The following is a 21,047-nucleotide window of genomic DNA, read 5'->3' as shown; positions in this document are numbered from 1 at the left end:
GGTCGAACGATGGGTGTTCGCGAGTTGATCCTCGTCCGCCACGGCGAGAGCACGGCCAACGTGGCAGCCACGCAAGCCGAGCGCAACGGCGCCGATCGGGTCGACGCGCCGCTGCGCGACGCCGACGTTCCGCTCAGCGACACGGGTCGCCGCCAGGCCGAGGCACTCGCCGTCTGGCTTCGCTCGCTCGCCGACGAGCAGTTCCCGCAGGCCGCATGGTGCTCGCCCTACCTGCGGGCGGCAGACACGGCATCCATTGCTCTTACGGACCAGCGGATGTCGCTTGCACCGCGAGCAGACGAACGCCTGCGCGACCGGGAGCTCGGCATCCTCGACACGTACACCCACCGCGGCGTCGTGAGCCACTATCCGCGTGAGGATGCCAGGCGCACCCGCCTCGGCAAGTTCTACTACCGGCCGCCCGGCGGCGAATCCTGGGCCGACGTTGCGCTCAGGCTGCGTTCGCTCCTGGCCGACCTCGATCGCGAGTGCGACGGAGAGCGGGTGCTGATCGTCGCGCACGACGCCATCATCATGAACCTGCGCTACATCTGCGAGCGACTGAGCGAACGCGAGCTGCTCGAGCTCGCGCGCACCGAGCCCGTGCTGAACGCCGCCGTCACTATTCTGCGGCGGCCGAGCGGCACGGGGGAGTGGTCCCTCGGAATCCACAACTCGGTCGAGCACCTCAAGAGCCTCAACGCCCCCGTCACGGCCCACACAGGAGATCGGGATGTCGAACCCCGTTAGCACCATCACCCCCGACCTGCTGCGCGAGTGGGCGCTGCCGAGCGGTGCGGACTCGAAGTACGCGAGGGGCAGCGTGCTCGTGGTCGGCGGTGCGAGCAGCACCCCCGGGGCGGTGCTGCTCGCGGGCACCGCGGCTCTGCGAGTGGGTACCGGCCGACTGAGCATGGCCGTCGCCGGCTCGGTGGCGCCCGCGCTCGCCGTTGCCATGCCGGAGTCGGCCGTGCTCGCGCTGCCCGAATCGAGCGCGGGTGCCGTTCTCGCCGAGGGGGCCGCGCGCCTTGAACAGGCCTTCGCCGCGACGGATGTGGTGCTCATCGGACCCGGCCTGGACGACGCCGACGAGACCCAGGCCCTGCTTCGCGCTCTCTCGCCGCTCGGCGGCGAGTCCACCTCGTTCGTGCTCGACGCCTACGCGCTCGGGGTGCTCCCCGAACTCGGTGACGCGCTCGAGGGCTGGGCTGGGCGCCTCGTGCTCACGCCGAACAAGGGCGAGGCCGAGCGGCTGCTCGGCAGGGACATCCGCGACCTCGAGGTCGACATCCCCGAGCTGGCGCGGCGTTACAACGCCGTCGTCACCTGTTTCGGACTCATCTCCTCACCGGATGGGCGCCGCTGGCGACTCGGCTCGGGGCCCGGTGGGCTCGGCACCTCGGGCAGTGGAGACGTGCGCGCGGGCGCCATCGCCGGGCTGATGGCGAGGGGCGCCGATCCGGCACAGGCAGCCTGTTGGGGCTCACACCTGCACATCACCGCGGGCGATCGCCTCTCGGCCCGCATCGGACCGACCGGCTTCCTGGCGCGAGAGCTCATCGACGAGCTGCCGTCGCTGCTGCTCGAGCTCGGGCAGCGCGCCTAGATCTTCGCGTGGGCGCTGCTGATCTCCAGGTAGTGCCGTGCGTTCTCGCGGATGTGCTCACGCTCCTCGTGGTTCAGTTCGCGACGCACCTTCCCGGGCACTCCCGCGACGAGCGAGCCGGGTGGAACGATGGTTCCCTCCAGCACGACGGCTCCGGCCGCGATGAGCGATCCGACGCCGATCACCGCGCCATTCAGCACCGTGGCACCCATTCCGATCAGGCAGTCATCCTCGACCGTGCAGCCGTGCAGCACCGCGGAGTGGCCCACGCTCACGCCGCGACCGACCGTGGTGGGGATGCCTGCGTCGCAATGCACGGAGACGTTGTCCTGGATGTTGCTGCCGGCGCCTATCGTGATCGAGTCGACATCCGCGCGCAGCACGGAGCCGTAGAAGACGCTCGCCCGCTCGCCGAGCGTGACCCGGCCGATGAGCGTGGCGTTCGGCGCGACCCACGCGGAGCCGTCGATCTCGGGGGAGTTGCCGTCAAAGGGCAGAATCAGTGCGCTCATGCCATCAACATAGCGGCGGCCGGTTAAACTGGATGCACCATGGCCACTTTTGGAAATCTGACCGACCGCCTCACCGAAACCTTCAGGAACCTCCGCGGCAAGGGCAAGCTGAGCCCGGCGGACGTCGATGGCACCGTGCGCGAGATCCGTCGCGCCCTGCTCGACGCCGACGTCGCGCTGGATGTCGTGAAGGACTTCACCGGCCGCGTGCGTGAGCGCGCCCTCGGCGACGAGGTGTCGAAGGCGCTGAACCCGGCCCAGCAGGTCGTGCAGATCGTCAACGACGAGCTCATCCAGATCCTCGGTGGCGAGGCCCGCCGCATCCAGTTCGCCAAGAACCCGCCGACCGTCATCATGCTCGCAGGCCTCCAGGGCGCGGGTAAGACCACCCTCGCCGGCAAGCTCGCCAAGTGGCTGGCGGCCGAAAACCACACCCCCCTGCTCGTGGCGGCCGACCTCCAGCGCCCGAACGCCGTCACGCAGCTGCAGGTCGTCGGTGAGCAGGCCGGCGTCGCCGTGTTCGCGCCAGAGCCCGGCAACGGCGTGGGTAACCCGGTCAGGGTGGCGAAGGACGCGCTCAAGTTCGCGCGCGACAAGCAGTACGACACCGTGATCGTCGACACCGCCGGTCGTCTCGGCGTCGACGCGGAACTCATGAAACAGGCCGCGGACATCCGCAAGGCCGTCGACCCCGACGAGGTGCTGTTCGTCATCGACGCGATGATCGGTCAGGATGCCGTGGCCACGGCGAAGGCGTTCCAGGATGGCGTCGACTTCACCGGTGTGGTGCTCACGAAGCTCGACGGCGACGCGCGCGGTGGTGCTGCGCTCTCCGTCGCCTCGGTGACCGGTCGTCCGATCCTGTTCGCCTCGACGGGTGAGGGACTGGGCGACTTCGAGCCGTTCCATCCCGACCGCATGGCGAGCCGCATCCTCGACCTCGGTGACATTCTCACCCTCATCGAGCAGGCGCAGAAGACCTTCGACGAGGAGGAGCAGCGCAAGGTCGCCGAGAAGTTCGCGACAGACAGCTTCACCCTCGAAGACTTCCTCAGCCAGATGCAGCAGCTCAAGAACATGGGTTCGATCAAGGGCATGCTCGGGATGCTTCCTGGCGCCAAGGGCATGCGGCAGCAGCTCGAGAACTTCGACGAGTCGGAGATCACCCGCACCGAAGCGATCATCCAGTCGATGACGCTGCAGGAGCGCCGCCAGCCGAAGGTGCTCAACGGCTCGCGCCGCGTACGCATCGCCAAGGGTTCCGGCACAACGGTGACCGAGGTCAACGCCCTGGTCAACCGCTTCGAGCAGGCGGCCAAGATGATGAAGACCGTCGCCAAGGGTGGCGTGCCGCAGGTTCCGGGCATGGGCCCGATTCCGGGCGCGGGCTTCGGCGGTGGTCGCGGTAAGCAGCAGCAGAAGAAGAAGGGCTCGAAGTCGGGCAACCCGGCGAAGCGGGCGGCGGAGAACGCTGCGCTCGCGGCGGGGACCAAGCCGGCGGCATCCGCGGGTGGTTCGGGCTTCGGACTCGGTGGCGCCAAGGGCAAGGGTGCGCCCACCGAGGAAGAGCTCGCCTCGCTGCAGAAGCTGCTCGGCCGCTAGGCGCGCGGCTCGCCCGGGCGGATGAAGCCCGACTCGTAGGCGAGGATGACCGCCTGCATGCGGTCGCGCACGCCCAGTTTCGCGAGCAGCCGGGCGACGTGGGTCTTGACCGTCGCCTCACCGAGGATCATCCGGCTCGCGATCTCCGAGTTAGACAGGCCGCGCACGAGCAGGGCGAGCACCTCGCGCTCCCGCGAACTCAGTTCCCGCATCGCCTCGGGCACGCCGTCGGATGGCGCGGGCATCCGCACGAACTGCTCGATCAGCCGCCGCGTGACCGAGGGCGCGAGCATCGCCTCACCCCGCGCAACCACCCGCACCGCTGACACCAGTTGCTCGCGAGGGGCGTCCTTCAGCAGGAATCCGCTCGCGCCGGCGCGCATCGCGTCGTACACGTACTCGTCGAGATCGAAGGTCGTGAGCATGAGCACGCGGCTCGCGGAGCCGGCCTCGCTGAGGCGCCTGGTGGCCTCGATGCCATCGAGCACGGGCATCCGCACGTCCATGAGCACGACGTCCGGCTGGGTTTCGGCGACGAGCCGCAGGCACTCCTGACCGTCGGAGGCCTCGCCCACAACGGTCATGTCGTCTTCGAGATCGAGGATGAGCCTGAAGCCCGTGCGCACGAGCTGCTGGTCGTCCACGAGCAGCACGGTGGTCATCGCGCACCGCCGTCGAGCGGGAGTTCGGCGTGCAGCAGCCAGCCGCCATCGGGAGTCGACCGGGTCTGCAGCGTGCCTCCGACCAGCTCGACGCGCTCGCGGATGCCGAGCAGCCCGACGCCTGCGCTTGCGATCCTCGGTCGCGAGGTGCCCGGGCCGTTCCGCACCTCGAGCTCCAGGTGATCGGATGCGCGGCGCACGATCACGCGCACGACCACGGCTCCCGCGTGCTTCGCCGCGTTCGTGAGCGCCTCCTGCAGGATGCGGTAGCTCGCGAGATCGACGACCGGCGGAATCGGCTCCGCCCCCGGTTCGATCGTCGCCTCAACGGTGAGTCCCGCCCGCTCGGCGCTCGCGAGCAGCTCATCAATCGCGGCGAGGCCTGGCGTCGGTCGCAGCGTGCTGTCGGCATCCGCGTCGTCCTCGCTGCGAAGCAACTGCAGCATGTCGCGGATCTCGTGCAGCGAACCGCGCGCGCTCGCATGGATCGCCCGCAGTGGCTCGTGCGCGAGTGCCGGGTCGCGGGCCAGCGCGGCATCCGCGGCATCGGCCTGCACCGAGATGACGCTCAGGCTGTGCGCGACCACGTCGTGCAGTTCCCTCGCGATGCGCAGCCGCTCCTCCGCCACGGCGATCCTGGCGAGGTCGTGTTGACGCTGCTCCGCGTGGTTCACGCGACCCCGCCACAGCCGGCTCGCCCTTCCAAGCAACCAGGTCCCGCCGAACAGCACGACGATGAAGAGGTAGTCGACGCCGTTGTCGACGCGCTCCTCGAGCATGGAGGTGCCGACCATGACGAGCCCGTAGATCGCGGCCCTGCCCTCCGAATAGTGGGCGGCAACCGAATAGACGACGATGATCGAGACGACGAGCGCCCACAGCGAGCCCGGCACCTGAGAGGTGAAGGTCTGCACGAGTTCCGCGGCGACGAGCAGAACGACGCTCATCGCCGGCCATCTCACGCGCCAGGCGAGGGCCGCGGTCGACACGATCGCGACCGGGAGCGTGATGTAGAGCGGCCCCTCGTAGGGGTTGCCGGTGAGCACGCTCGCCACGGCGATCGCGCACAGCACCGCGGCGAGCAGCAGGTCTCCGGTGGCGAATCCGGCGACCGGGCGACGCAGCCACGGGGCCAGACGACCGAACATTGGCCCACTCTATTGCTCGCTATGGCACGGCGGCGTCGGCATTTCGGGTGACGACGCTCCGCATCAGGGCGGATGCGGCATCCGCCGATTTCGCTCGCGTGCCATGGCTTTTCGCCCCCGCGACGGAAGCGCCGCCGAGGTGCGAAGCCGCAGGCTCGTACAAACATTCCTCGAGAAGGGACCAACCCCATGAACACGGAACAGAAAACGGAACGTCGGCCAGAGCCTGTCGCAGCACAGGGCGTGCTGTCTCACGCCGAGCGAAGCTGGCGACTCGTCGGCGCGATCGGCATGATCGCCGGCATGCTCAGCCTCGTCGTCACGACGATTGTGCAGTGGACGCTGCAGCCGACGAGTGCGTCAGACACGATCGTTGGCATCGTCAACGCGCACCAGGGGGTGTGGGCGATCACGAGCGTGCTCTCCGTGCTCGGCCCCCTGCTCTGGGTCGCGGGCATCGGTGCGATCACGAGCGTCGTGCGCGACCGCGGCTGGGTGCTCACGACCGTGGGCGGCTCGATCACGGCGCTCGGCCTCATCGCCGGCGTCGGCCACCTCGCGCTGTTCTTCGGCCTCTCGAGCGACCTCGCGGCGAGTAGCGTCTCGACGAAGGCGGCGGAGGCCGTCCAGGGTGCGGACGACGGCGGGCTGCTCGGCAACCTGCTGCTCATCCTGTTCCTCGTCGGGTTCTCGCTCGGACCGATCCTGCTCACGGTCGGCCTCCGGAGGGCCAGGCTCGTGGCGGTCTGGGTGCCGGTCGCGGCGATCGTGATGGTCGTGGCGAACTTCGTCGGGGGCATCCCGGCCGGTGCGGTGCAGCTCCTCGCGATGCTGCTCGCCTTCGGGCCGCTCACGATCGTGCTGCTGCGTCGTCGCTGAGGATCCTGTATCGACGAGGGCTGCCGTGTGTCGCGAGGGCGGGTGTATGAACCGCGGCCCTCGCGGCACCGGCAGCCCTCGCGGCTTAGGCTTGACGGATGACTCAGCGACCCATCCGCATCGGCGTCCAGATCGCGCCGCAGCACGCCCCGTACGAGAAGATCCGCGACACCGCGGCAGAGCTCGAGGCCCTCGGCGTCGACGTGATCTTCAACTGGGACCACTTCTTCCCGCTGTCTGGCGCACCGGATGGCCTGCACTTCGAGTCCTGGACGATGCTCGCGGCCCTCGCCGAGCAGACCAGCAGGGTCGAGCTCGGCGCCCTGGTCAATTGCAACAGCTACCGCAATGCCAACCTGCAGGCGGACATGGCCCGCACCATCGACCACATCAGCGCGAAGGGCACCGGCGTCGGCCGTTTCATCTTCGGCACCGGCTCCGGCTGGTTCGAGCGCGACTACGAGGAATATGGCTACGAGTTCGGCACGGTCGGCAAGCGGCTCGACGCCCTCGCGGCGAATCTCCCGATCATCGAGGCGCGCTGGGGCAAGCTCAACCCGCCTCCCACCCGCAGAATCCCCGTTCTGATCGGCGGCGGCGGCGAGAAGAAGACGCTGCGCCTCGTGGCGAAGCACGCCGACATCTGGCACAGCTTCAGCAATCCCGAGGTTCTCGAGCGCAAGCTCGGCATCCTCGCGGCGCACGGGGCGGATGTCGGCCGCGACACGAGCGAGATCGAGATCTCCACCGAGATCCGCGATCGCACCACGCATCAGGTGGACGAGATGGTGGCCCTCGGCGCGACCCTCTTCACGGTCGGCATCACGGGACCGGACTACAACCTGGCCGGGGTCAAGGACTGGCTCGCCTGGCGTGACTCGACCAACGCTCGCTGAAGAGCGAATGTCGGACGCCGCGGCTAGCCTGAGCGAGTGACCACAGCGCAGGCAGGCCCGAGATCCCGTACGATCGCGCCCAGCGTCATCGTTGCGATCGTCGTGACGGTGCTCGCGTGGGCAAGCGCGTTCCTCGTGATTCGCGGCGTCGCCCCGCACTTCTCCGGCGGTGCCCTCGCCCTCGGGCGCCTGCTCGTCGGTGCCGTGCTGCTCTCGCTCGTGCTGATCGGGCGACGCTGGGTGCGCCCGACCCGCGGCGAGTGGCTTCTCATTCTGGTCTTCGGGGTCGCCTGGTTCGGTGCGTACAACGTGGCGCTCAACACCGCGGAGCAGACTCTCGACGCAGGCACCTCGGCCATGATCGTCAACATCGGCCCTATCCTCATCGCGCTCGGAGCAGGACTGTTCCTGGGGGAGGGCATCCCGCGTTGGCTCGCGATCGGCGCGGGAGTGGCATTTCTCGGAGTCGTGCTCATCGGCCTCGGTATGGGCGCATCCGGCTTCGGCGACCTCAGCGGTATGCTGTGGGCGCTGCTTGCGGCCTTCACCTACGCGGTTGGCGTGCTGTGCCAGAAGCGCGCTCTGCTGCGGCTTCCCGCCGCAGAGGTCACCTGGATGGGCTGCGTCATCGGGGCCATCGCCTGCCTGCCGTTCGCGGGGCAGCTCATCCCCGAACTCGCCGCGGCCCCGATCAGCTCCATCCTCGGGATGCTCTACCTCGGGGCCGTACCGACAGCCCTGGCCTTCAGCACCTGGGCGTACGCGCTCTCGCGGATGCCGGCGAGCCAGCTCGGTGTGACGACCTACGTCGTGCCGACGATCGTGGTGATTTTCGGCTTCATCTTCTTCGGCGAGATACCCGGCGTGCTCGCCATCATCGGGGGAGTTCTGGCGCTCGCGGGGGTCGCCATCAGTCGCCGCCGAAGCGTCGCGAGACAGCCGGTACGCAGTAGCCGCTGATCTCTGGCAGAATGGTTAGTCGAGTCCGTGTCGTCCGACCCTCTAATCAGACGGTGTGAGGCTCCCTTTTAGACCTTTCTGCCGAGTGTGCCCCCACGCTCACGGCTGTCAGTTCGCTCCCATATCTAGAATCGCAGGAGAATTGTGGCTGTAAAAATTCGTTTGAAGCGCATGGGCAAGATCCGTGCACCGTACTACCGCATCGTTGTCGCCGACTCGCGCACCAAGCGCGACGGTCGCGTCATCGAGGAGATCGGCAAGTACCACCCCACCGAGGAGCCGTCGCTCATCGAGGTCAAGTCGGAGCGCGCGCTCTACTGGCTCGGCGTGGGCGCGCAGCCCAGCCCGCAGGTCGAGGCACTCCTCAAGCTCACGGGCGACTGGGGCACCTTCAAGGGTGAGAAGAACCCGAAGAACACCGTCAAGGTGAAGGAAGCCAAGGTCGAGTTCCAGGCAGACGAGAAGAAGAAGGCCGTCCTGAAGCCCAAGGCCGAGGTTCCCGCTCCCAAGGCGGAGGAGAAGCCCGCCGCCGATGAGACCGCCGCGGCAGCAACCGGCGACGACCAGGCAGCGGATGCCTCCGTTGAGTCCCCGGCGGCAGCAGATGCCGCCGCTGCTGACGTTGCAGTCGACGAGGCCGAGGCCGCATCGACCACCACCGTGCAGGAGACGCCGCAGCAGGTCGACAACAGCGATGTTGACGCCGTAGCGGCGTCCGACGCCGACAAGGCCTAGTCCGTGCTCGCAGCCGCTCTTGAGCACCTCGTGAAGGGGATCGTTGATCACCCCGAAGAGGTCCAGGTCGTGTCAAAGAATTCCCCACGCGGTGAGGTTCTCGAGGTGCGCGTGCACCCCGAGGACCTCGGTCGCGTGATCGGTCGCGCCGGTCGCACCGCGAAGGCGCTCCGCACCCTCGTCTCGGCGCTGGCCGATGGACACAAAGTGCGCGTCGACGTGGTGGACACCGATTTCTAGAGAAGCTGTTCCAAACAAGACCCAGTTGAGGGTCGGTCGTCTCACCAAGGCTCACGGCCTCAAGGGAGCGATCAAGGTCGAGTTGTACACGGATGACCCGGGGCGTCGATTCGTCCCGGGCGCCGTGTTCACCCTTCAGGTGCCGACGAGTTCTCCGTGGCACGGCAAGACGCTCGAACTCATCGAGCTCAAGTGGTTCAACACGCACGCTGTCGCCTTCTTCAAGGATGTGCCCGACCGCACCACCGCCGAGTCACTGATCAAGGCGATCCTGTGGATCGACCAGGATCTGGACGAACCCTCCGGCGAGGAAGATGCCTGGTTCGATCACCAGCTCGTGGGCCTCTCGGTGATGCGCGACGGCACGAAGGTGGGCGTGGTCAGCCTCGTCGATCACCTGCCCGCACAGGACCTCCTGCACGTGACGACGGATGCCGGAGACGTGCTGGTGCCGTTCGTCAAGGCCATAGTCCCCGCGGTCGACATCGCGGCGGGCACCCTCACGGTCACGCCGCCCACCGGACTCTTCGAGGAGCTGCCGGACGACGACGATGACGACGCGAGTGCAGGCACAGCGGCTTCTGCTGACGAAGCTGGCACATCCGAGCGCTCGCAAGACTGACCTCACACGCCGGCGTGCGGCCGGTGAGCTCTTCTTTACCTCGCCGATATGGCTCGGCAACAGCACGGCATTGCCGCACTTCTAGCGTGACAACGCAGCCTCTTCCGGCTGCTCAGTCACGAGGGAGGCAGCACCATGTCGTATGTCACGCCGGATAAGCTCATCGATTCCATCGTTCGCACGGGGGTCGACAAGGCGAATCTCAGCACCGGCCAGATGCTCGCTCGAGGAACGCTCTCCGGCGCGATCCTCGCCTGCGCCACCACGGTCGCCTTCGCGGCGACCCAGCAGACCGGACTTCCGATCGTCGGGGCGATCATCTTCCCGGTCGGCTTCGTCATCATCGTTCTGCTCGGTCTGGAGCTCGTCACGGGAAGTTTCGCGATCATCCCGCTCGCGCTGCTGGAACGACGCACGACCCTCGCAAAGACCCTCAAGAACTTCGGCGTGGTGATCGTCGGGCACCTCGTGGGCTGTGCGATCTACCTGCTGCTCTACGCGGCGGTGATCACCAGGATGGGCACCGACTCCACCAACCCGATGATCCAGGCCATCGTGACCGCCGCGGAGGCGAAGACGCTCGGCTACGAGACCCTCGGCGGTGCCGGCATCCTGCTCGTGATCATCAAGGCCGTGCTCTGCAACTGGATGGTCGCGCTCGGTGCCATCGCAGCCCTCACCTCCACCTCCACCGGCGGCAAGATCTTCGCGATGTGGCTGCCGGTCACGTCGTTCTTCGCGCTCGGCTTCGAGCACGCCGTGGTCAACATGTTCGTCATTCCCGCCGGAATGCTGCTCGGCGCCCACGTGAGCGTGGGCGAGTGGTGGCTCTGGAACCAGGCCCCCGTGCTCATCGGCAACCTCGTCGGGGCGCTGACCCTCACCGCGGCATTGCTCTACTTCTCACACCGCACGCGGGTGAACCGGCTCGTTCCGGCGGTCGAACTGCACGCGGCGAGCACCGCGGACGCGGCGGCCTGAGTCGATGGCCGGCTGGGCGTCAGACGTCCAGCCGGTAGCCGCGCTTGACGACGGTCGCGACGAGTCCAGGGGCTCCGAGCGACCGTCGAAGCCTGCTGAGCGCCACCTCCATGGCGTGGTCGTCCTGCGCGCCGGGCACGGCATCCGCCAACTCCGAGCGCGAGAGCACGGTGCCCGGCACCGCGCTCAGTCGCCTCACCAGGGCCACGGATGTCGGGGTCAGTACGATTCTGCGGCCCGCGATCACCGCCACCTGGCCTCGCAGCTCGAGCTCGCCGTGCCGCGTCGTGATGCGTCGCACGCCGTGCCGCTCGAGCTGCTCGCACACGAGTCGGATGAGTGCGCCCATGCGAAAGCGCTCGGGCTGGATGGGCACGATGCCGCTCGCGAGCAGCGGGGCCGCGGTGACCGGCCCGACAGCGGCGGTGAGCACGTCTTCCCGCAGCGCGACCAGCATGGCGTCCACGAGGCCCAGGTCCTCCGCGGCCACGAAGAGGGCGTCCACCGCGGGTGCGCTCGTGAAGGTCACGACGTCGAGCTGGCGTGCGACGATCGCCTCGACGAGGCGCTGCACCCGCTCATCCGCACCGCCGATGCGCGTCCATCGGTACGGCGCGGCGGTGACGACCGAATGATGGGCCCGGAGGCGGTCGAGCTGTTGCTCGTCGGTGAAGCCATGCACCTGCACCGCGATCACGCCGCCGGGGGGCGACTCCTCGAGGGCCATGCTCACCAGCGACTCCGTGGTCTCCACGGCGCTCATGCCGGAGTCGCGGAGCCCCGCGGCACGAATACCGCCGCGCGCCTTGGGGCCGCGCACGAGGATGCGACTTGAGCCGAGCGCCTCGGTGAGTGCGTCGCCCACGCCCGCAGCATCCGCGACCTCGAACCAGCGTCGGATGCCGTATCCGGTCGTCGCGAGGAGCAGGTCGGGTCGAGCGGCAATGATCGCGCGGGTGTCGGCGATGATGCCGTCGTCTTCGTTCGCGTGCGAGATGCGCAGCGTTGGCGCGTGCGTGACATGTGCGCCCCGTCGTTCGAAGGCATCGATGAGGTCTTCCGAGCGGCGGTCGCTCGTCACACCGATGCGAAAGCCGTCGAGCTGGTCCGCGCGGAATCCGGCGACGGGCCCGACCTCCACACGGTGCTCAGGCACCATCGGACCACGCGGGCTCGGATACCTGGGCGAGGCCCGCCGCGGTGGCGAGGTGCGACAGCCGCACGACATCGCCGATGACGAGAACCGCGGGTGATTCGACCTCGGCGACCGCCGCATCCGTCACGATCGTGTCGAGGCGGGAGATCGTGGTGCGCTGCGTGCTGCTGTAGCCGCGTTCGATCACCGCGACGGGCAGGTCTGCGCGGGCGCCGTGGCGGAGGAGCCCTTGGGTGAGCGTCGGCAGCGTGCCGACCCCCATGAGCACGACGATCGTGCCGCCGAGGCCTGCCAGGTGACCCAGTTCGTCCTCGCTCAGCGGCGCATGCCCGGAGACCACGGTGAAGAGGCGACTGACATCGCGATGGGTGAGCGGGATTCCTGCCGCGGCAGGAACCGAAATGGCGCTGGTGACACCGGGAATCACGGTGACGGGGATGCCGGCTGCGGTGCAGGCGATGACCTCCTCACCCCCGCGTCCAAAGACGTAGGGGTCGCCTCCCTTTAGCCGCACGACGTGCGCGCCGGCCTCGGCGTGCGCAATCATGCGCGCTTCGATGCCGCGCTGGCTGACGGGGTGATGGCCGGGCTGCTTGCCCACGTCGATGAGCAGCGCGTTCGGGGCGAGCACGTCGAGTCTCGTGTGCGGTGCGAGGCGGTCGTAGAGCACGACATCCGCCTCCGCGAGTGCCCTGGTGCCCGAGACGGTGAGGAGCCCCTCGTCGCCCGGCCCGCCACCGACGAGCGTCACCCGCCCCCTGCCGAGCCCGGTCATAGCCCGGGCCTCAGCGGAATGCTGCTGCCCGAGACCAGCACGGTTCTCGGGTCAGCAAGCTCCTCCGCGGTGGCGGGCCTCGACTGGCCGCGCTCTTCGACGCGGGGGAAGCCGAGGTCGGGCGCATCCGGAGCGTTCACGAAGCTGCGGAACCGGCGCAGCCGCTCCGGGTCTCGAAGAGTTGCCGCCCACTCGTCCTCGTAGTTGTCGACGTGCTTCGCGAGCTCCGCCTCGAGGTCGGCGGCGAGCCCGAGCGAGTCGTCGACCACGACCTCGCGAACGTGGTCGACGCCTCCGGGCAGATCCTCCATCCAGCGCGCGGTGCGCTGCAGCCGGTCGGCGGTGCGGATGTAGTACATCAGGTAGCGATCGATGTAGCGGATGAGCGTGGAATCATCCAGGTCGGAGGCGAGCAGCTGGCCGTGCACCGGCTGGAAGCCGCCGTTGCCGCCGACGTAGAGGTTCCAGCCCTTGTCGGTCGCGATCACGCCCACGTCCTTCGCGCGCGCCTCCGCGCACTCGCGCGCACATCCGGAGACCCCGAGCTTGAACTTGTGGGGAGCGCGCAGACCTCGGTACCGCAGTTCGAGTCGGATGGCCATCGCCACCGAGTCCTGCACACCGAAGCGGCACCAGGTCGACCCGACGCAGCTCTTCACGTTGCGCAGGGCCTTGCCGTAGGCGTGGCCGGATTCGAAACCGGCGTCGACGAGCACGCGCCAGATGGCGGGCAGCTGGTCGAGCCTCGCACCGAACAGGTCGATGCGCTGGCCGCCGGTGATCTTCGTGTACAGGCCGAAGTCGAGCGCGACCTGCGCGATCACGGCGAGCTTCTGCGGGGTGACCTCGCCGCCGGGGATGCGCGGCACGACGGAGTAGCTGCCGTCCTTCTGCATGTTCGCGAGCGCCCTGTCGTTGGTGTCCTGCAGCGCGCCGCGGCCCTGGTCGAGGATGTACGACGCGTGCTGGCTCGCGAGCACGGATGCCACGGCCGGCTTGCACACGTCGCAGCCGCGGCCGGTTCCCAGGCGCCCGATGATCTCGTCGAAGGAGGTCAGCCCGAGCACGCGCACCGACTCGAATAGCTCCTGGCGGCTGATCGCGAAGTGCTCGCACATCGCCTTCGACACGGCGATTCCGGCGATCGCGAGCTCGCTCTCGAGCAGCTTCTTGACGAGGGGAACGCAGGAGCCGCACTGGGTGCCGGCTCGGGAGCAGGTCTTCAAGCTCGCGAGGTCGGTGCAGGGGTCGTTCCCGTCGTCACCCCGAACGGCGGCGCGGATGGTGCCCGCGGTGACGGTGTTGCAGGAGCACACGAGCGCGTCGTCGGGCAGCTCGGTGCCACCGGGAGCCGAGGCGCCGGGCGCGGAGAGGTACGCGGCGGGCTCAGCGCTGAGCTCGCGTCCGAGCATGGGCCGGAGCGCCGCATACGGCTCAGCGTCGCCGACGAAGATACCGCCGAGCAGGGTCGTTGCGTCGTCGGACACCACGAGCTTCTGGTAGAGGCCCCGCGCCGGGTCCGCATACACGATCTCGAGTGCGCCTTCACTCACGGCTCTCGTGTCGCCGAAGCTCGCGACGTCCACACCGGAGAGCTTGAGGCTCGTCGCGTCGTCGACCGTGAGGAACTCCGCGGCACCGCCGAGGAGGCGATCGGCCACGACCTCGGCCATCGTGTTCGCAGGCGCCACGAGGCCCGTGCAGCTGCCCTCGAAACAGGCGACCTCGCCGATCGCGCGAATGGACGGGTCGGAGCTGCGGCACTGCGTGTCGATGACGACGCCGCCCTTCGCCCCGAGCTCGAGCCCGGCGTCGCGGGCCAGCTCGTCCCGCGGGGTGATCCCGATCGAGAAGACGACGAGGTCGGCGTCGATCCTGCGAAAGTTGGTCAGCTTCACGCCGGTGACCACGCCATCCGTCGTCTGGATGGACTGCGGGCGCGTACCGAGGTGAAGTTCGATGCCTTCCGCGGCGATGAGCCTTCCGAGCGCCTGCCCCGCGCCCTCGTCGAGCTGCGCAGACATGAGCCACGGGCCGGAGTGCACGACCACAGCCTCTGCGCCGAGTCGCTGCAGCGCGCCCGCCGCCTCGAGACCGAGCAGGCCGCCGCCGGCGACGATCACCCGGGGCGCTCGCCCGAGTGTGGTCGTCAGTGTGCGCACGGTGGCGGTGAGGTAGTCGACGTCGTCGATCGTGCGATACGCGCGGGCGTATTCCGCGCCGGGAATGTCGGGAATGGGCGCGGTCGATCCGGTGGCGAGCACGAGGTCGTCGTAGTGCAGCTGATCGCCGCCGTCTGTGTACACGAGCTTCGCGCGGCGATCGATGCGCACGGCTCGCTCCCCGGTTCTCAGGGTGACCCGGTCGCCGTTCCACACCGAGCGCGGCTGCAGGCTGAGATCGGTCGGGCCGTCGGCAGGTGAACCCAGCCGCTTGCTCAGTGAGACCCGGTCGTAGGGGAGGTGGCGTTCATCCGCGAGCACCGTGACCCGGATGTCTGCCTCCGGCGCCCTGGACTGCAGCGCGTCGACGAGGCGGTGTGCCGCTGGCCCGCCGCCGATCACCACGACCTCTCGCGGTGCGCCTTCCGAACGCGCTGGGACTGGAGAGAACTGTGTCATGAGTTGCGCCCTTCGTCTGCCGTATGGCGACCCTAGAAGCCACCCGTTTCATCGCTGTTGCCCTTGTGTGTCGAGCGCGTGACACGAGGCACACACGGTGCGGCGCAGGCTGTGAACGAGGATTCACCTCGCCGAAACATGCGGACACCACCCGGGAAACATGCGCTGAATAGCGTCGATGGAAAGCATCAGAGAGGGGAGCGCATCATGACCATCGTTCAGGAGCTACCGCAGACCGAGACGACGAGCTGGGAGAAGGCCTGCGCGGTCGACGAACTCGAGCCGTCGTGGGGCGAGGCGCTGCTCATTCGGATGCGGCAGATCGCCATCTTCCTCATCTCGCCGCAGGAGATCTACGCGGTCAGCCATCGCGATCCGGCAACGGACGCGTTCGTCATGGCTCGCGGCATCCTCGGCTCGAAGGGCGACAGGCCGACCGTCGCCTCGCCCCTGCTCAAGCAGGTCTACGACTTGGGAACGGGGGAGTGCTTCGCCGACCCGAGCCTCCTGCTGCAGACCTTCCGCACGCGCGTCGTCGGCGGCTTCATCGAGGTGGAGGTTCCCGCGTGACGCTGCTCGCGCAGCGCACCCCGCGACGTCGGGCGATCGCTCGCGAGGCTCCCGCGCTCGTCGCCGTCTCGCACGGCACGTCCTCGCCAGCGGGACAGGTAGCGGTCGCCGCTCTCGTGGCCGCCATTGGCGCGGCGAGACCGAACCTGGCCGTCTCCGCGGGGTTCGTCGACGTGCAGCAGCCGGACGCGCCATCCGCACTGGCGAGCCTCGGCGCGCGAGCCGCGGTCGTCGTGCCGCTGCTGCTGTCTGCCGGGTACCATGTGCACGTCGACCTCGCGCGCCAGTCGGGTGGTGCCACGGTCTCGAAGGCACTGGGGCCGGATGACCGGCTCGCTCAGATCCTGCAGGCTCGCTTGGTCGAGTCAGGACTTCGCCCCGGCGACCGGGTCGTCCTCGCCTGCGCCGGCTCGAGGGACCACCGCGCCGTGGACGACTGCCGCGAGATGGGCGCACGCCTGTCCGGGCTGATCGGGCGGCCGGTGCGGGTCGGGTTCCTCTCGGCCGCAACCCCGAGACTCGCGGATGCCGTCGAGACCGAGCGGAGCGCGGCATCCAGTGCTCGAGTCGTCGTCAGCAGCTACCTGCTCGCGCCCGGCTACTTCGCGGGTCTCGCGCGGGCCACCGTGGCCGATGTCACGACCGCCCCGCTGCTGCTGCCGCACGTCGCACCACCCGCGGTCCTGGTCGAACTCGTGCTGCATCGCTATGCCGAGGCCCTCGCACGCTGAGCGGCCCGGCCGAAATGGGCCGATTCGTCCCATCCGGGCCGTCGTATCGGCCCATTCCGCACGAATTGGCCCATACTCTGGCGAACGCCGAGGCCGCGCCATCCGGATAGGGTCGAGGGGTGCGCATCGACATCGTCACGATCTTCCCCGAGTTCTTCTCCGTGCTCGATGTCTCCCTGCTCGGCAAGGCCCGGCAGTCCGGCCTTATTGACCTCACCATTCACGACCTGCGCGACTTCACCCACGACCGGCACCGCACCGTGGACGACACCCCCTACGGCGGGGGAGCGGGCATGGTCATGAAGCCGGAGCCCTGGGGCGAGGCCCTCGACGACATCCTCGCGTCGGTCCGTGAGCCTGTCGAAGGGCGCGACCCTGTCAAAACCTCGGTCCCTGAGCCTGTCGAAGGGCGCGAACTCCCCGTCGTCATCTTCCCCTCGCCCGCCGGCGAACTCTTCACCCAGGCCCTCGCGCAGGAGCTCGCACTCGAGCAACACCTCGTCTTCGCAAACGGAAGGTACGAGGGCATCGACCAGCGCGTCGTCGAGTACGCCGACACCCGCGCCAGGGTGCGACTCGTGAGTCTCGGCGACTACGTGCTGAACGGCGGCGAGGTCGCCACCATGGCGATGATCGAGGCGCTCGGACGGCTCATTCCCGGCGTCATCGGCAACCCGCAGAGCCTGGTCGAAGAATCCCATTCGGATGGCCTGCTCGAGTACCCGAGCTACACGAAGCCGGCCGAGTGGCGCGGCCTCGAGGTGCCGCCCGTGCTGCTGAGCGGCAACCACGGTGCGATCGCCGCCTGGCGTCACGAGCAGCAGCTCGAGCGCACGAGGCGCGTGCGCCCCGACCTGCTGCAGTAGGCACGTTCCCTGAGCCCGCAACGTTCCCTGAGCCCGCAACGTTCCCTGAGCTTGTCGAAGGGCGCTTCGACAAGCTCAGCGACCGAGCTACCTCAGCGACCGAGCTAGCTCAGCGACCGAACGAGCTACACCCGCGCCGTCAGCACGATCGGACCGTCCTCCGTCACCGCGACCGTGTGCTCGGCGTGAGCGGCGCGTGAGCCGTCGAGGCTGCGCAGCGTCCAGCCATCCGGGTCGGTGAAGATGCGGTCGGTCGACTGCATGAACCACGGCTCGATTGCGAACACGAGCCCGGCGCGAAGCGGCAGCCCGCGGCCGCCGCGCCCGTCGTTGGCGATGTGCGGGTCGCCGTGCATCTCGCGCCCAACGCCGTGGCCGCCGAAGTCGGTGTTCACCGAGTAGCCCGCATCGTGGGCGACGGTGCCGATCACGGCCGAGATGTCGCCGATGCGGTTGCCCACGGTCGCCGCCGCGATACCTGCCGCAAGGGCGCGCTCGGTCACCTCGATGAGTCGCAGGTCCTCGTCGCGCGGCGAGCCGACCGTGAAGCTGATGGCGGAGTCTGCGGCCCAGCCGCCCACGATGGCCGCGAAGTCGAGGCTCACCAGGTCGCCATCCTGAAGCGGGTAGTCGTGCGGCAGACCGTGCAGCGCGGCGTCGTTGACCGAGGTGCAGAGCACCTTTCCGAACGGCATCGCGCCGAAGGAGGGGTGGTAGTCGATGTAGCAGCTCTCGGCCCCATACTCCCGGATGAGGTCGTGCGCGATCGAGTCGAGCTTGAGCAGGTTGACGCCCACCCTCGAGATCGCGCGCAGCTCTTTCAGCACACCCGCCACGAAGAGTCCGGCCACTCGCATCTCGTCGATTTCGGCCGGCGTTCTCAGCTCAATCATCTGTCTCCCGTGCGCGTCCTGTAGGCCTTCGACCTCAGGTTTAGAATGAAGCAATGTCTTTCCGCCGTGCCCTCTACTACATCCAGTTTGGCGCCTTGCTGGTTTTGCCCGCGTGGGTGTTCGCTGGCCGCGGCCTGTTCGGAGTGTATCTGGGCTGGCATTTCCGCTACCAGTGTTTCATCTGCCCACTCGCTTTCCTCGCATTGCTCGCCACGCTGCTGCTGACTCTTGCCAGAACCGGGGTGCGCGAGAACCACGCGGTGTCCAAGCGGGATGCGGTGCTCCTGACCTCCGCGTACTCCTTCGGAATCGCGTACGGCTTCTTCATGATCGACGCACCCGTGGCCGGCGATCGCGGTTCCTCCGTCTTCACGCAGCTGTTCGGGCTCGATCTCAACGTGCTGTCGTACACCGTCTCGAACACGGTGGGGCCGATCGCCGCCGTGCTCGCGCTCGCCGCGCTGTGGAGCGCGCTTCGGCAGCTTCCGCAGGAGACGCGGGAGCGCATCCGGGGTCGCATCTGGGGTCTACTGCACCCGCTGCACCAGGACTGAGCGCTCAGGCATCCGTCGAGTGGCGGGGCACCGCCCGGATGTGACAGAATTAGCCCTTGTGCCATCGCACGGCTCTGCCTCAGGGGAGCCGCAGCTTTCGTCGGCGCATCCATTCCTTCTGAAGTACTAGACCGTGGTCGACCTGTGGCGGCTGCAGAGAGCGAACCACCATGCACATTCTCGACTCCGTCGATGCGGCCTCACTCCGCACTGACATCCCGGACTTCCGCGCCGGTGACAACGTCAAGGTCCACGTGAACATCGTGGAAGGCACGCGTTCGCGCATCCAGGTTTTCCAGGGCGTCGTCATCGGTCGTTCCGGTGAGGGCGTTCGCGAGACCTTCTGCGTTCGCAAGGTCAGCTTCCAGGTCGGCGTCGAGCGCACCTTCCCCGTGCACTCCCCGGTGATCGACCACATCGAGGTCGTCACGCGCGGCGACGTGCGCCGCGCCAAGCTCTACTACCTGCGCGAACTGCGCGGCAAGAAGGCCAAGATCAAGGAGAAGCGCGACGCCCACTGAGGCTCGGTTTTCTCGCGAGTCTGACTTTTCCTGAGCTCCCCACCACCTAAAATGATGGGGAGCTCAGGGGTTTAATGACAGACACAGAACCGTCCGTGCGCCAGGCGGCTGCGGCACAACAGAAGCGCCGCAGAACCCGCGGTGTCAAACTCTTCATCCGCGATATCGTGCTCATCCTGCTGGCCGCGATCATCATCTCCGTGGGCATCAAGACGTTCCTCATCCGCTCGTTCTACATCCCCTCGGGGTCGATGGAGAACACCCTGCAGATCAACGACCGCATCATCGTGAATGAGCTCGTACCGAAGGTCGTCCCGATCGAGCACGGCGATGTCGTCGTCTTCAAGGATCCGGGCGGCTGGCTCGACGCGCAGCCCGCGGCACCGAAGCAGAGCGGCCTCGCGGCGGGAGTCGACTGGATGCTCTCCGTCGTCGGCCTGAGTGCTCCAGACAGCAACGATCACCTCATCAAGCGCGTCATCGGGCTGCCGGGCGACACCGTCGCATGCTGCAACACGCTCAACCAGATGACCGTGAACGGTGTGCCACTCGACGAGCCATACCTCAAGCTGCGGGACGGCGCCAAGAGGGCGTCGGGTACCGACTTCAAGGTCGTGGTGCCAAAGAACTCGCTCTGGGTCATGGGCGACAACCGTTACGACTCCAAGGACTCCCGCTACAACACGGCGACGCCGAGCAAGGGCTTCGTGCCGATGGATGACGTCGTCGGCCGCGCCTTCCTCATTAGCTGGCCCTCGAGCCACTGGACCTGGCTCGACAACTATCCCGAGGTCTTCGACGGTGTCGATAAGGCAAAATAGGCGGATGAATGGCACGGAACGATGACCGTCGCTGACCCCACCTTCGAGTTCGAGACCTCGCTGCACGCCGGCGGAGCGCGGTTCGTGATCGGTTGTGACGAGGTGGGTCGCGGCGCGATCGCCGGGCCGGTGGCCGTGGGAATGTGTGTCGTGGATGCCACCGTCGGCGTGTTTCCGGCCGGGCTGCGCGATTCGAAGATGTTGAGCGAGAAGCGTCGCGAGGAGCTCGCTCCCTTGAGCCTCGCCTGGGCACGCTTCTCGGCGGTCGGCATGGCCTCGCCGCAGGAGGTCGACGAATTGGGCATCTCCGTCGCGCTCGGGCTGGCGGGCAAGCGCGCCCTGACCTTGCTGCACGAGGCCGGCGCGAGCATCCTCGACAGCGTCGTGCTTCTCGATGGCCACTTCGATTGGCTGAACCCGGCGCTCTCCTCTCGCGTCGCGGTGACGACCCGCATCAAGGCCGACCGTGATTGCGCGTCGGTGGCAGCGGCATCCGTGGTGGCGAAGGTGCATCGTGACCGCCTCATGATCGAGGCGGATGCCGTGACGCCCGGCTACGGCTGGGCGGGCAACAAGGGCTACGGCAGTGCGGGCCACTTCGCCGCTATCGCCGAACTCGGCGCCACCGACTTCCACCGCCGCAGCTGGCTCAGGCAGCCCGAGCTCGAACTGGAACTCGCCGCCGTCGCTCCCTGA

The 21,047-nt window shown here is 68.2% G+C and carries 23 protein-coding genes and 1 pseudogene; 17 read left to right on the top strand and 7 right to left on the bottom strand.

All coding sequences use genetic code 11. The features are described 5' to 3' along the window. Positions 1 to 9 precede the first annotated feature (9 nt). Entirely contained in the window at positions 10 to 750 is a 741-nt protein-coding gene (locus ABUA37_RS01515; protein WP_349897349.1) for a histidine phosphatase family protein, read from the top strand. Beyond that, positions 734 to 1,606: an NAD(P)H-hydrate dehydratase gene (locus ABUA37_RS01510; protein WP_349897348.1), complete on the top strand. Its 873-nt coding sequence runs from the start codon at positions 734 to 736 to the stop codon at positions 1,604 to 1,606. Before ABUA37_RS01515 ends, ABUA37_RS01510 begins: the two co-directional genes overlap by 17 nt. Here the strand turns inward: ABUA37_RS01510 and ABUA37_RS01505 are convergent. Beyond that, positions 1,603 to 2,118, bottom strand: coding sequence for a gamma carbonic anhydrase family protein (locus ABUA37_RS01505; protein WP_349897347.1), 516 nt, complete (start codon positions 2,116 to 2,118; stop codon positions 1,603 to 1,605). The genes ABUA37_RS01510 and ABUA37_RS01505 overlap by 4 nt on opposite strands. A 39-nt stretch (positions 2,119 to 2,157) precedes the next feature. On the opposite strand from ABUA37_RS01505, the gene ffh reads away from it, so the two are divergent. Next, a complete protein-coding gene (gene ffh, locus ABUA37_RS01500; RefSeq protein WP_349897346.1) occupies positions 2,158 to 3,720 on the top strand; it encodes a signal recognition particle protein in 1,563 nt (520 codons plus the stop codon). Here the strand turns inward: ffh and ABUA37_RS01495 are convergent. Continuing rightward, a complete protein-coding gene (locus tag ABUA37_RS01495; RefSeq protein ID WP_349897345.1) occupies positions 3,717 to 4,382 on the bottom strand; it encodes a response regulator transcription factor in 666 nt (221 codons plus the stop codon). The two genes, ffh and ABUA37_RS01495, sit on opposite strands and share 4 nt — an antisense overlap. Then, positions 4,379 to 5,530, bottom strand: a complete 1,152-nt coding sequence (locus ABUA37_RS01490) for a sensor histidine kinase (RefSeq protein WP_349897344.1) — start codon at positions 5,528 to 5,530, stop codon at positions 4,379 to 4,381. Before ABUA37_RS01490 ends, ABUA37_RS01495 begins: the two co-directional genes overlap by 4 nt. A 189-nt stretch (positions 5,531 to 5,719) precedes the next feature. Between ABUA37_RS01490 and ABUA37_RS01485 the strand changes: the two genes are divergently transcribed. From ABUA37_RS01485 to ABUA37_RS01455, 7 genes and pseudogenes are all read left to right on the top strand, one after another. Then, positions 5,720 to 6,409, top strand: a complete 690-nt coding sequence (locus ABUA37_RS01485) for a hypothetical protein (protein WP_349897343.1) — start codon at positions 5,720 to 5,722, stop codon at positions 6,407 to 6,409. 98 nt (positions 6,410 to 6,507) lie between these two features. Continuing rightward, positions 6,508 to 7,305, top strand: coding sequence for an LLM class F420-dependent oxidoreductase (locus ABUA37_RS01480; RefSeq protein WP_349897342.1), 798 nt, complete (start codon positions 6,508 to 6,510; stop codon positions 7,303 to 7,305). Between the two features lie 36 nt (positions 7,306 to 7,341). Further along, complete coding sequence (locus tag ABUA37_RS01475; protein WP_349897341.1) at positions 7,342 to 8,265, top strand: DMT family transporter; 924 nt, start codon at positions 7,342 to 7,344, stop codon at positions 8,263 to 8,265. 144 nt (positions 8,266 to 8,409) lie between these two features. Continuing rightward, positions 8,410 to 8,817, top strand: a pseudogene (gene rpsP / locus ABUA37_RS01470) (30S ribosomal protein S16); the annotation flags it as partial. A 186-nt stretch (positions 8,818 to 9,003) separates the two neighbouring features. After that, the gene (locus ABUA37_RS01465; RefSeq protein WP_349897339.1) at positions 9,004 to 9,240 is read left to right on the top strand and encodes an RNA-binding protein; all 237 of its coding nucleotides are present in this window, start codon (positions 9,004 to 9,006) and stop codon (positions 9,238 to 9,240) included. After that, positions 9,197 to 9,862: a ribosome maturation factor RimM gene (gene rimM / locus ABUA37_RS01460; RefSeq protein ID WP_349897338.1), complete on the top strand. Its 666-nt coding sequence runs from the start codon at positions 9,197 to 9,199 to the stop codon at positions 9,860 to 9,862. Before ABUA37_RS01465 ends, rimM begins: the two co-directional genes overlap by 44 nt. 135 nt (positions 9,863 to 9,997) lie before the next feature. Further along, a complete protein-coding gene (locus ABUA37_RS01455) occupies positions 9,998 to 10,843 on the top strand; it encodes a formate/nitrite transporter family protein (RefSeq protein WP_349897337.1) in 846 nt (281 codons plus the stop codon). A 19-nt stretch (positions 10,844 to 10,862) separates the two neighbouring features. Here ABUA37_RS01455 and ABUA37_RS01450 read toward each other — a convergent pair whose 3' ends face one another. Genes ABUA37_RS01450 through nirB form a run of 3 tightly spaced genes read right to left on the bottom strand, consistent with a single transcriptional unit; the run spans position 10,863 to position 15,395 of the window. Continuing rightward, positions 10,863 to 12,002: a uroporphyrinogen-III synthase gene (locus tag ABUA37_RS01450; RefSeq protein ID WP_407075328.1), complete on the bottom strand. Its 1,140-nt coding sequence runs from the start codon at positions 12,000 to 12,002 to the stop codon at positions 10,863 to 10,865. After that, positions 11,992 to 12,774, bottom strand: a complete 783-nt coding sequence (gene cobA / locus ABUA37_RS01445; RefSeq protein ID WP_349897335.1) for a uroporphyrinogen-III C-methyltransferase — start codon at positions 12,772 to 12,774, stop codon at positions 11,992 to 11,994. Before cobA ends, ABUA37_RS01450 begins: the two co-directional genes overlap by 11 nt. Next, positions 12,771 to 15,395 carry a nitrite reductase large subunit NirB gene (gene nirB, locus ABUA37_RS01440; RefSeq protein WP_349897334.1) on the bottom strand — a complete coding sequence of 875 codons (2,625 nt, stop codon included), beginning with the start codon at positions 15,393 to 15,395 and terminating at the stop codon, positions 12,771 to 12,773. Before nirB ends, cobA begins: the two co-directional genes overlap by 4 nt. A gap of 207 nt (positions 15,396 to 15,602) precedes the next feature. Here nirB and nirD point away from each other — a divergent pair, with 207 nt between their 5' ends. The 3 genes from nirD to trmD all read left to right on the top strand — a co-directional run bounded on the left by nirD (position 15,603) and on the right by trmD (position 17,562). Beyond that, positions 15,603 to 15,965: a nitrite reductase small subunit NirD gene (gene nirD / locus ABUA37_RS01435; RefSeq protein WP_349897333.1), complete on the top strand. Its 363-nt coding sequence runs from the start codon at positions 15,603 to 15,605 to the stop codon at positions 15,963 to 15,965. Further along, a complete protein-coding gene (locus tag ABUA37_RS01430; RefSeq protein WP_349897332.1) occupies positions 15,962 to 16,696 on the top strand; it encodes a sirohydrochlorin chelatase in 735 nt (244 codons plus the stop codon). Before nirD ends, ABUA37_RS01430 begins: the two co-directional genes overlap by 4 nt. A gap of 119 nt (positions 16,697 to 16,815) precedes the next feature. Beyond that, a complete protein-coding gene (gene trmD, locus ABUA37_RS01425) occupies positions 16,816 to 17,562 on the top strand; it encodes a tRNA (guanosine(37)-N1)-methyltransferase TrmD (RefSeq protein WP_349897331.1) in 747 nt (248 codons plus the stop codon). A gap of 125 nt (positions 17,563 to 17,687) precedes the next feature. Here trmD and map read toward each other — a convergent pair whose 3' ends face one another. Continuing rightward, positions 17,688 to 18,455, bottom strand: coding sequence for a type I methionyl aminopeptidase (gene map, locus ABUA37_RS01420; RefSeq protein ID WP_349897330.1), 768 nt, complete (start codon positions 18,453 to 18,455; stop codon positions 17,688 to 17,690). 53 nt (positions 18,456 to 18,508) lie between these two features. Between map and ABUA37_RS01415 the strand changes: the two genes are divergently transcribed. The 4 genes from ABUA37_RS01415 to ABUA37_RS01400 all read left to right on the top strand — a co-directional run bounded on the left by ABUA37_RS01415 (position 18,509) and on the right by ABUA37_RS01400 (position 21,047). After that, positions 18,509 to 19,009, top strand: a complete 501-nt coding sequence (locus ABUA37_RS01415; protein WP_349897329.1) for a hypothetical protein — start codon at positions 18,509 to 18,511, stop codon at positions 19,007 to 19,009. 170 nt (positions 19,010 to 19,179) lie between these two features. After that, the gene (gene rplS, locus ABUA37_RS01410; RefSeq protein ID WP_349897328.1) at positions 19,180 to 19,530 is read left to right on the top strand and encodes a 50S ribosomal protein L19; all 351 of its coding nucleotides are present in this window, start codon (positions 19,180 to 19,182) and stop codon (positions 19,528 to 19,530) included. A gap of 74 nt (positions 19,531 to 19,604) precedes the next feature. After that, positions 19,605 to 20,351 carry a signal peptidase I gene (lepB, locus tag ABUA37_RS01405; protein WP_349897327.1) on the top strand — a complete coding sequence of 249 codons (747 nt, stop codon included), beginning with the start codon at positions 19,605 to 19,607 and terminating at the stop codon, positions 20,349 to 20,351. A 21-nt stretch (positions 20,352 to 20,372) separates the two neighbouring features. Continuing rightward, positions 20,373 to 21,047, top strand: coding sequence for a ribonuclease HII (locus ABUA37_RS01400; RefSeq protein ID WP_349897326.1), 675 nt, complete (start codon positions 20,373 to 20,375; stop codon positions 21,045 to 21,047).

It is taken from the genome of Parafrigoribacterium soli (genome assembly GCF_040227235.1).
Lineage (GTDB): Bacteria > Actinomycetota > Actinomycetes > Actinomycetales > Microbacteriaceae > Parafrigoribacterium_A > Parafrigoribacterium_A soli.
Note: the sequence above shows the minus strand (reverse complement) of the source record. Positions and strands in the feature narration are given on the sequence as shown.

Excerpts from the sequence above, each read along its gene's own strand:
- ABUA37_RS01515 (WP_349897349.1), top strand. The coding sequence starts at position 10 with ATGGGTGTTCGCGAGTTGATCCTCGTCCGCCACGGCGAGAGCACGGCC.
- ABUA37_RS01510 (WP_349897348.1), top strand. The coding sequence starts at position 734 with ATGTCGAACCCCGTTAGCACCATCACCCCCGACCTGCTGCGCGAGTGG.
- ABUA37_RS01505 (WP_349897347.1), bottom strand. The coding sequence starts at position 2,118 with ATGAGCGCACTGATTCTGCCCTTTGACGGCAACTCCCCCGAGATCGAC.
- ffh (WP_349897346.1), top strand. The coding sequence starts at position 2,158 with ATGGCCACTTTTGGAAATCTGACCGACCGCCTCACCGAAACCTTCAGG.
- ABUA37_RS01495 (WP_349897345.1), bottom strand. The coding sequence starts at position 4,382 with ATGACCACCGTGCTGCTCGTGGACGACCAGCAGCTCGTGCGCACGGGC.
- ABUA37_RS01490 (WP_349897344.1), bottom strand. The coding sequence starts at position 5,530 with ATGTTCGGTCGTCTGGCCCCGTGGCTGCGTCGCCCGGTCGCCGGATTC.
- ABUA37_RS01485 (WP_349897343.1), top strand. The coding sequence starts at position 5,720 with ATGAACACGGAACAGAAAACGGAACGTCGGCCAGAGCCTGTCGCAGCA.
- ABUA37_RS01480 (WP_349897342.1), top strand. The coding sequence starts at position 6,508 with ATGACTCAGCGACCCATCCGCATCGGCGTCCAGATCGCGCCGCAGCAC.
- rimM (WP_349897338.1), top strand. The coding sequence starts at position 9,197 with ATGGACACAAAGTGCGCGTCGACGTGGTGGACACCGATTTCTAGAGAA.
- ABUA37_RS01455 (WP_349897337.1), top strand. The coding sequence starts at position 9,998 with ATGTCGTATGTCACGCCGGATAAGCTCATCGATTCCATCGTTCGCACG.
- ABUA37_RS01450 (WP_407075328.1), bottom strand. The coding sequence starts at position 12,002 with ATGGTGCCTGAGCACCGTGTGGAGGTCGGGCCCGTCGCCGGATTCCGC.
- cobA (WP_349897335.1), bottom strand. The coding sequence starts at position 12,774 with ATGACCGGGCTCGGCAGGGGGCGGGTGACGCTCGTCGGTGGCGGGCCG.
- nirB (WP_349897334.1), bottom strand. The coding sequence starts at position 15,395 with ATGACACAGTTCTCTCCAGTCCCAGCGCGTTCGGAAGGCGCACCGCGA.
- nirD (WP_349897333.1), top strand. The coding sequence starts at position 15,603 with ATGACCATCGTTCAGGAGCTACCGCAGACCGAGACGACGAGCTGGGAG.
- map (WP_349897330.1), bottom strand. The coding sequence starts at position 18,455 with ATGATTGAGCTGAGAACGCCGGCCGAAATCGACGAGATGCGAGTGGCC.
- ABUA37_RS01415 (WP_349897329.1), top strand. The coding sequence starts at position 18,509 with ATGTCTTTCCGCCGTGCCCTCTACTACATCCAGTTTGGCGCCTTGCTG.
- rplS (WP_349897328.1), top strand. The coding sequence starts at position 19,180 with ATGCACATTCTCGACTCCGTCGATGCGGCCTCACTCCGCACTGACATC.
- lepB (WP_349897327.1), top strand. The coding sequence starts at position 19,605 with ATGACAGACACAGAACCGTCCGTGCGCCAGGCGGCTGCGGCACAACAG.
- ABUA37_RS01400 (WP_349897326.1), top strand. The coding sequence starts at position 20,373 with ATGACCGTCGCTGACCCCACCTTCGAGTTCGAGACCTCGCTGCACGCC.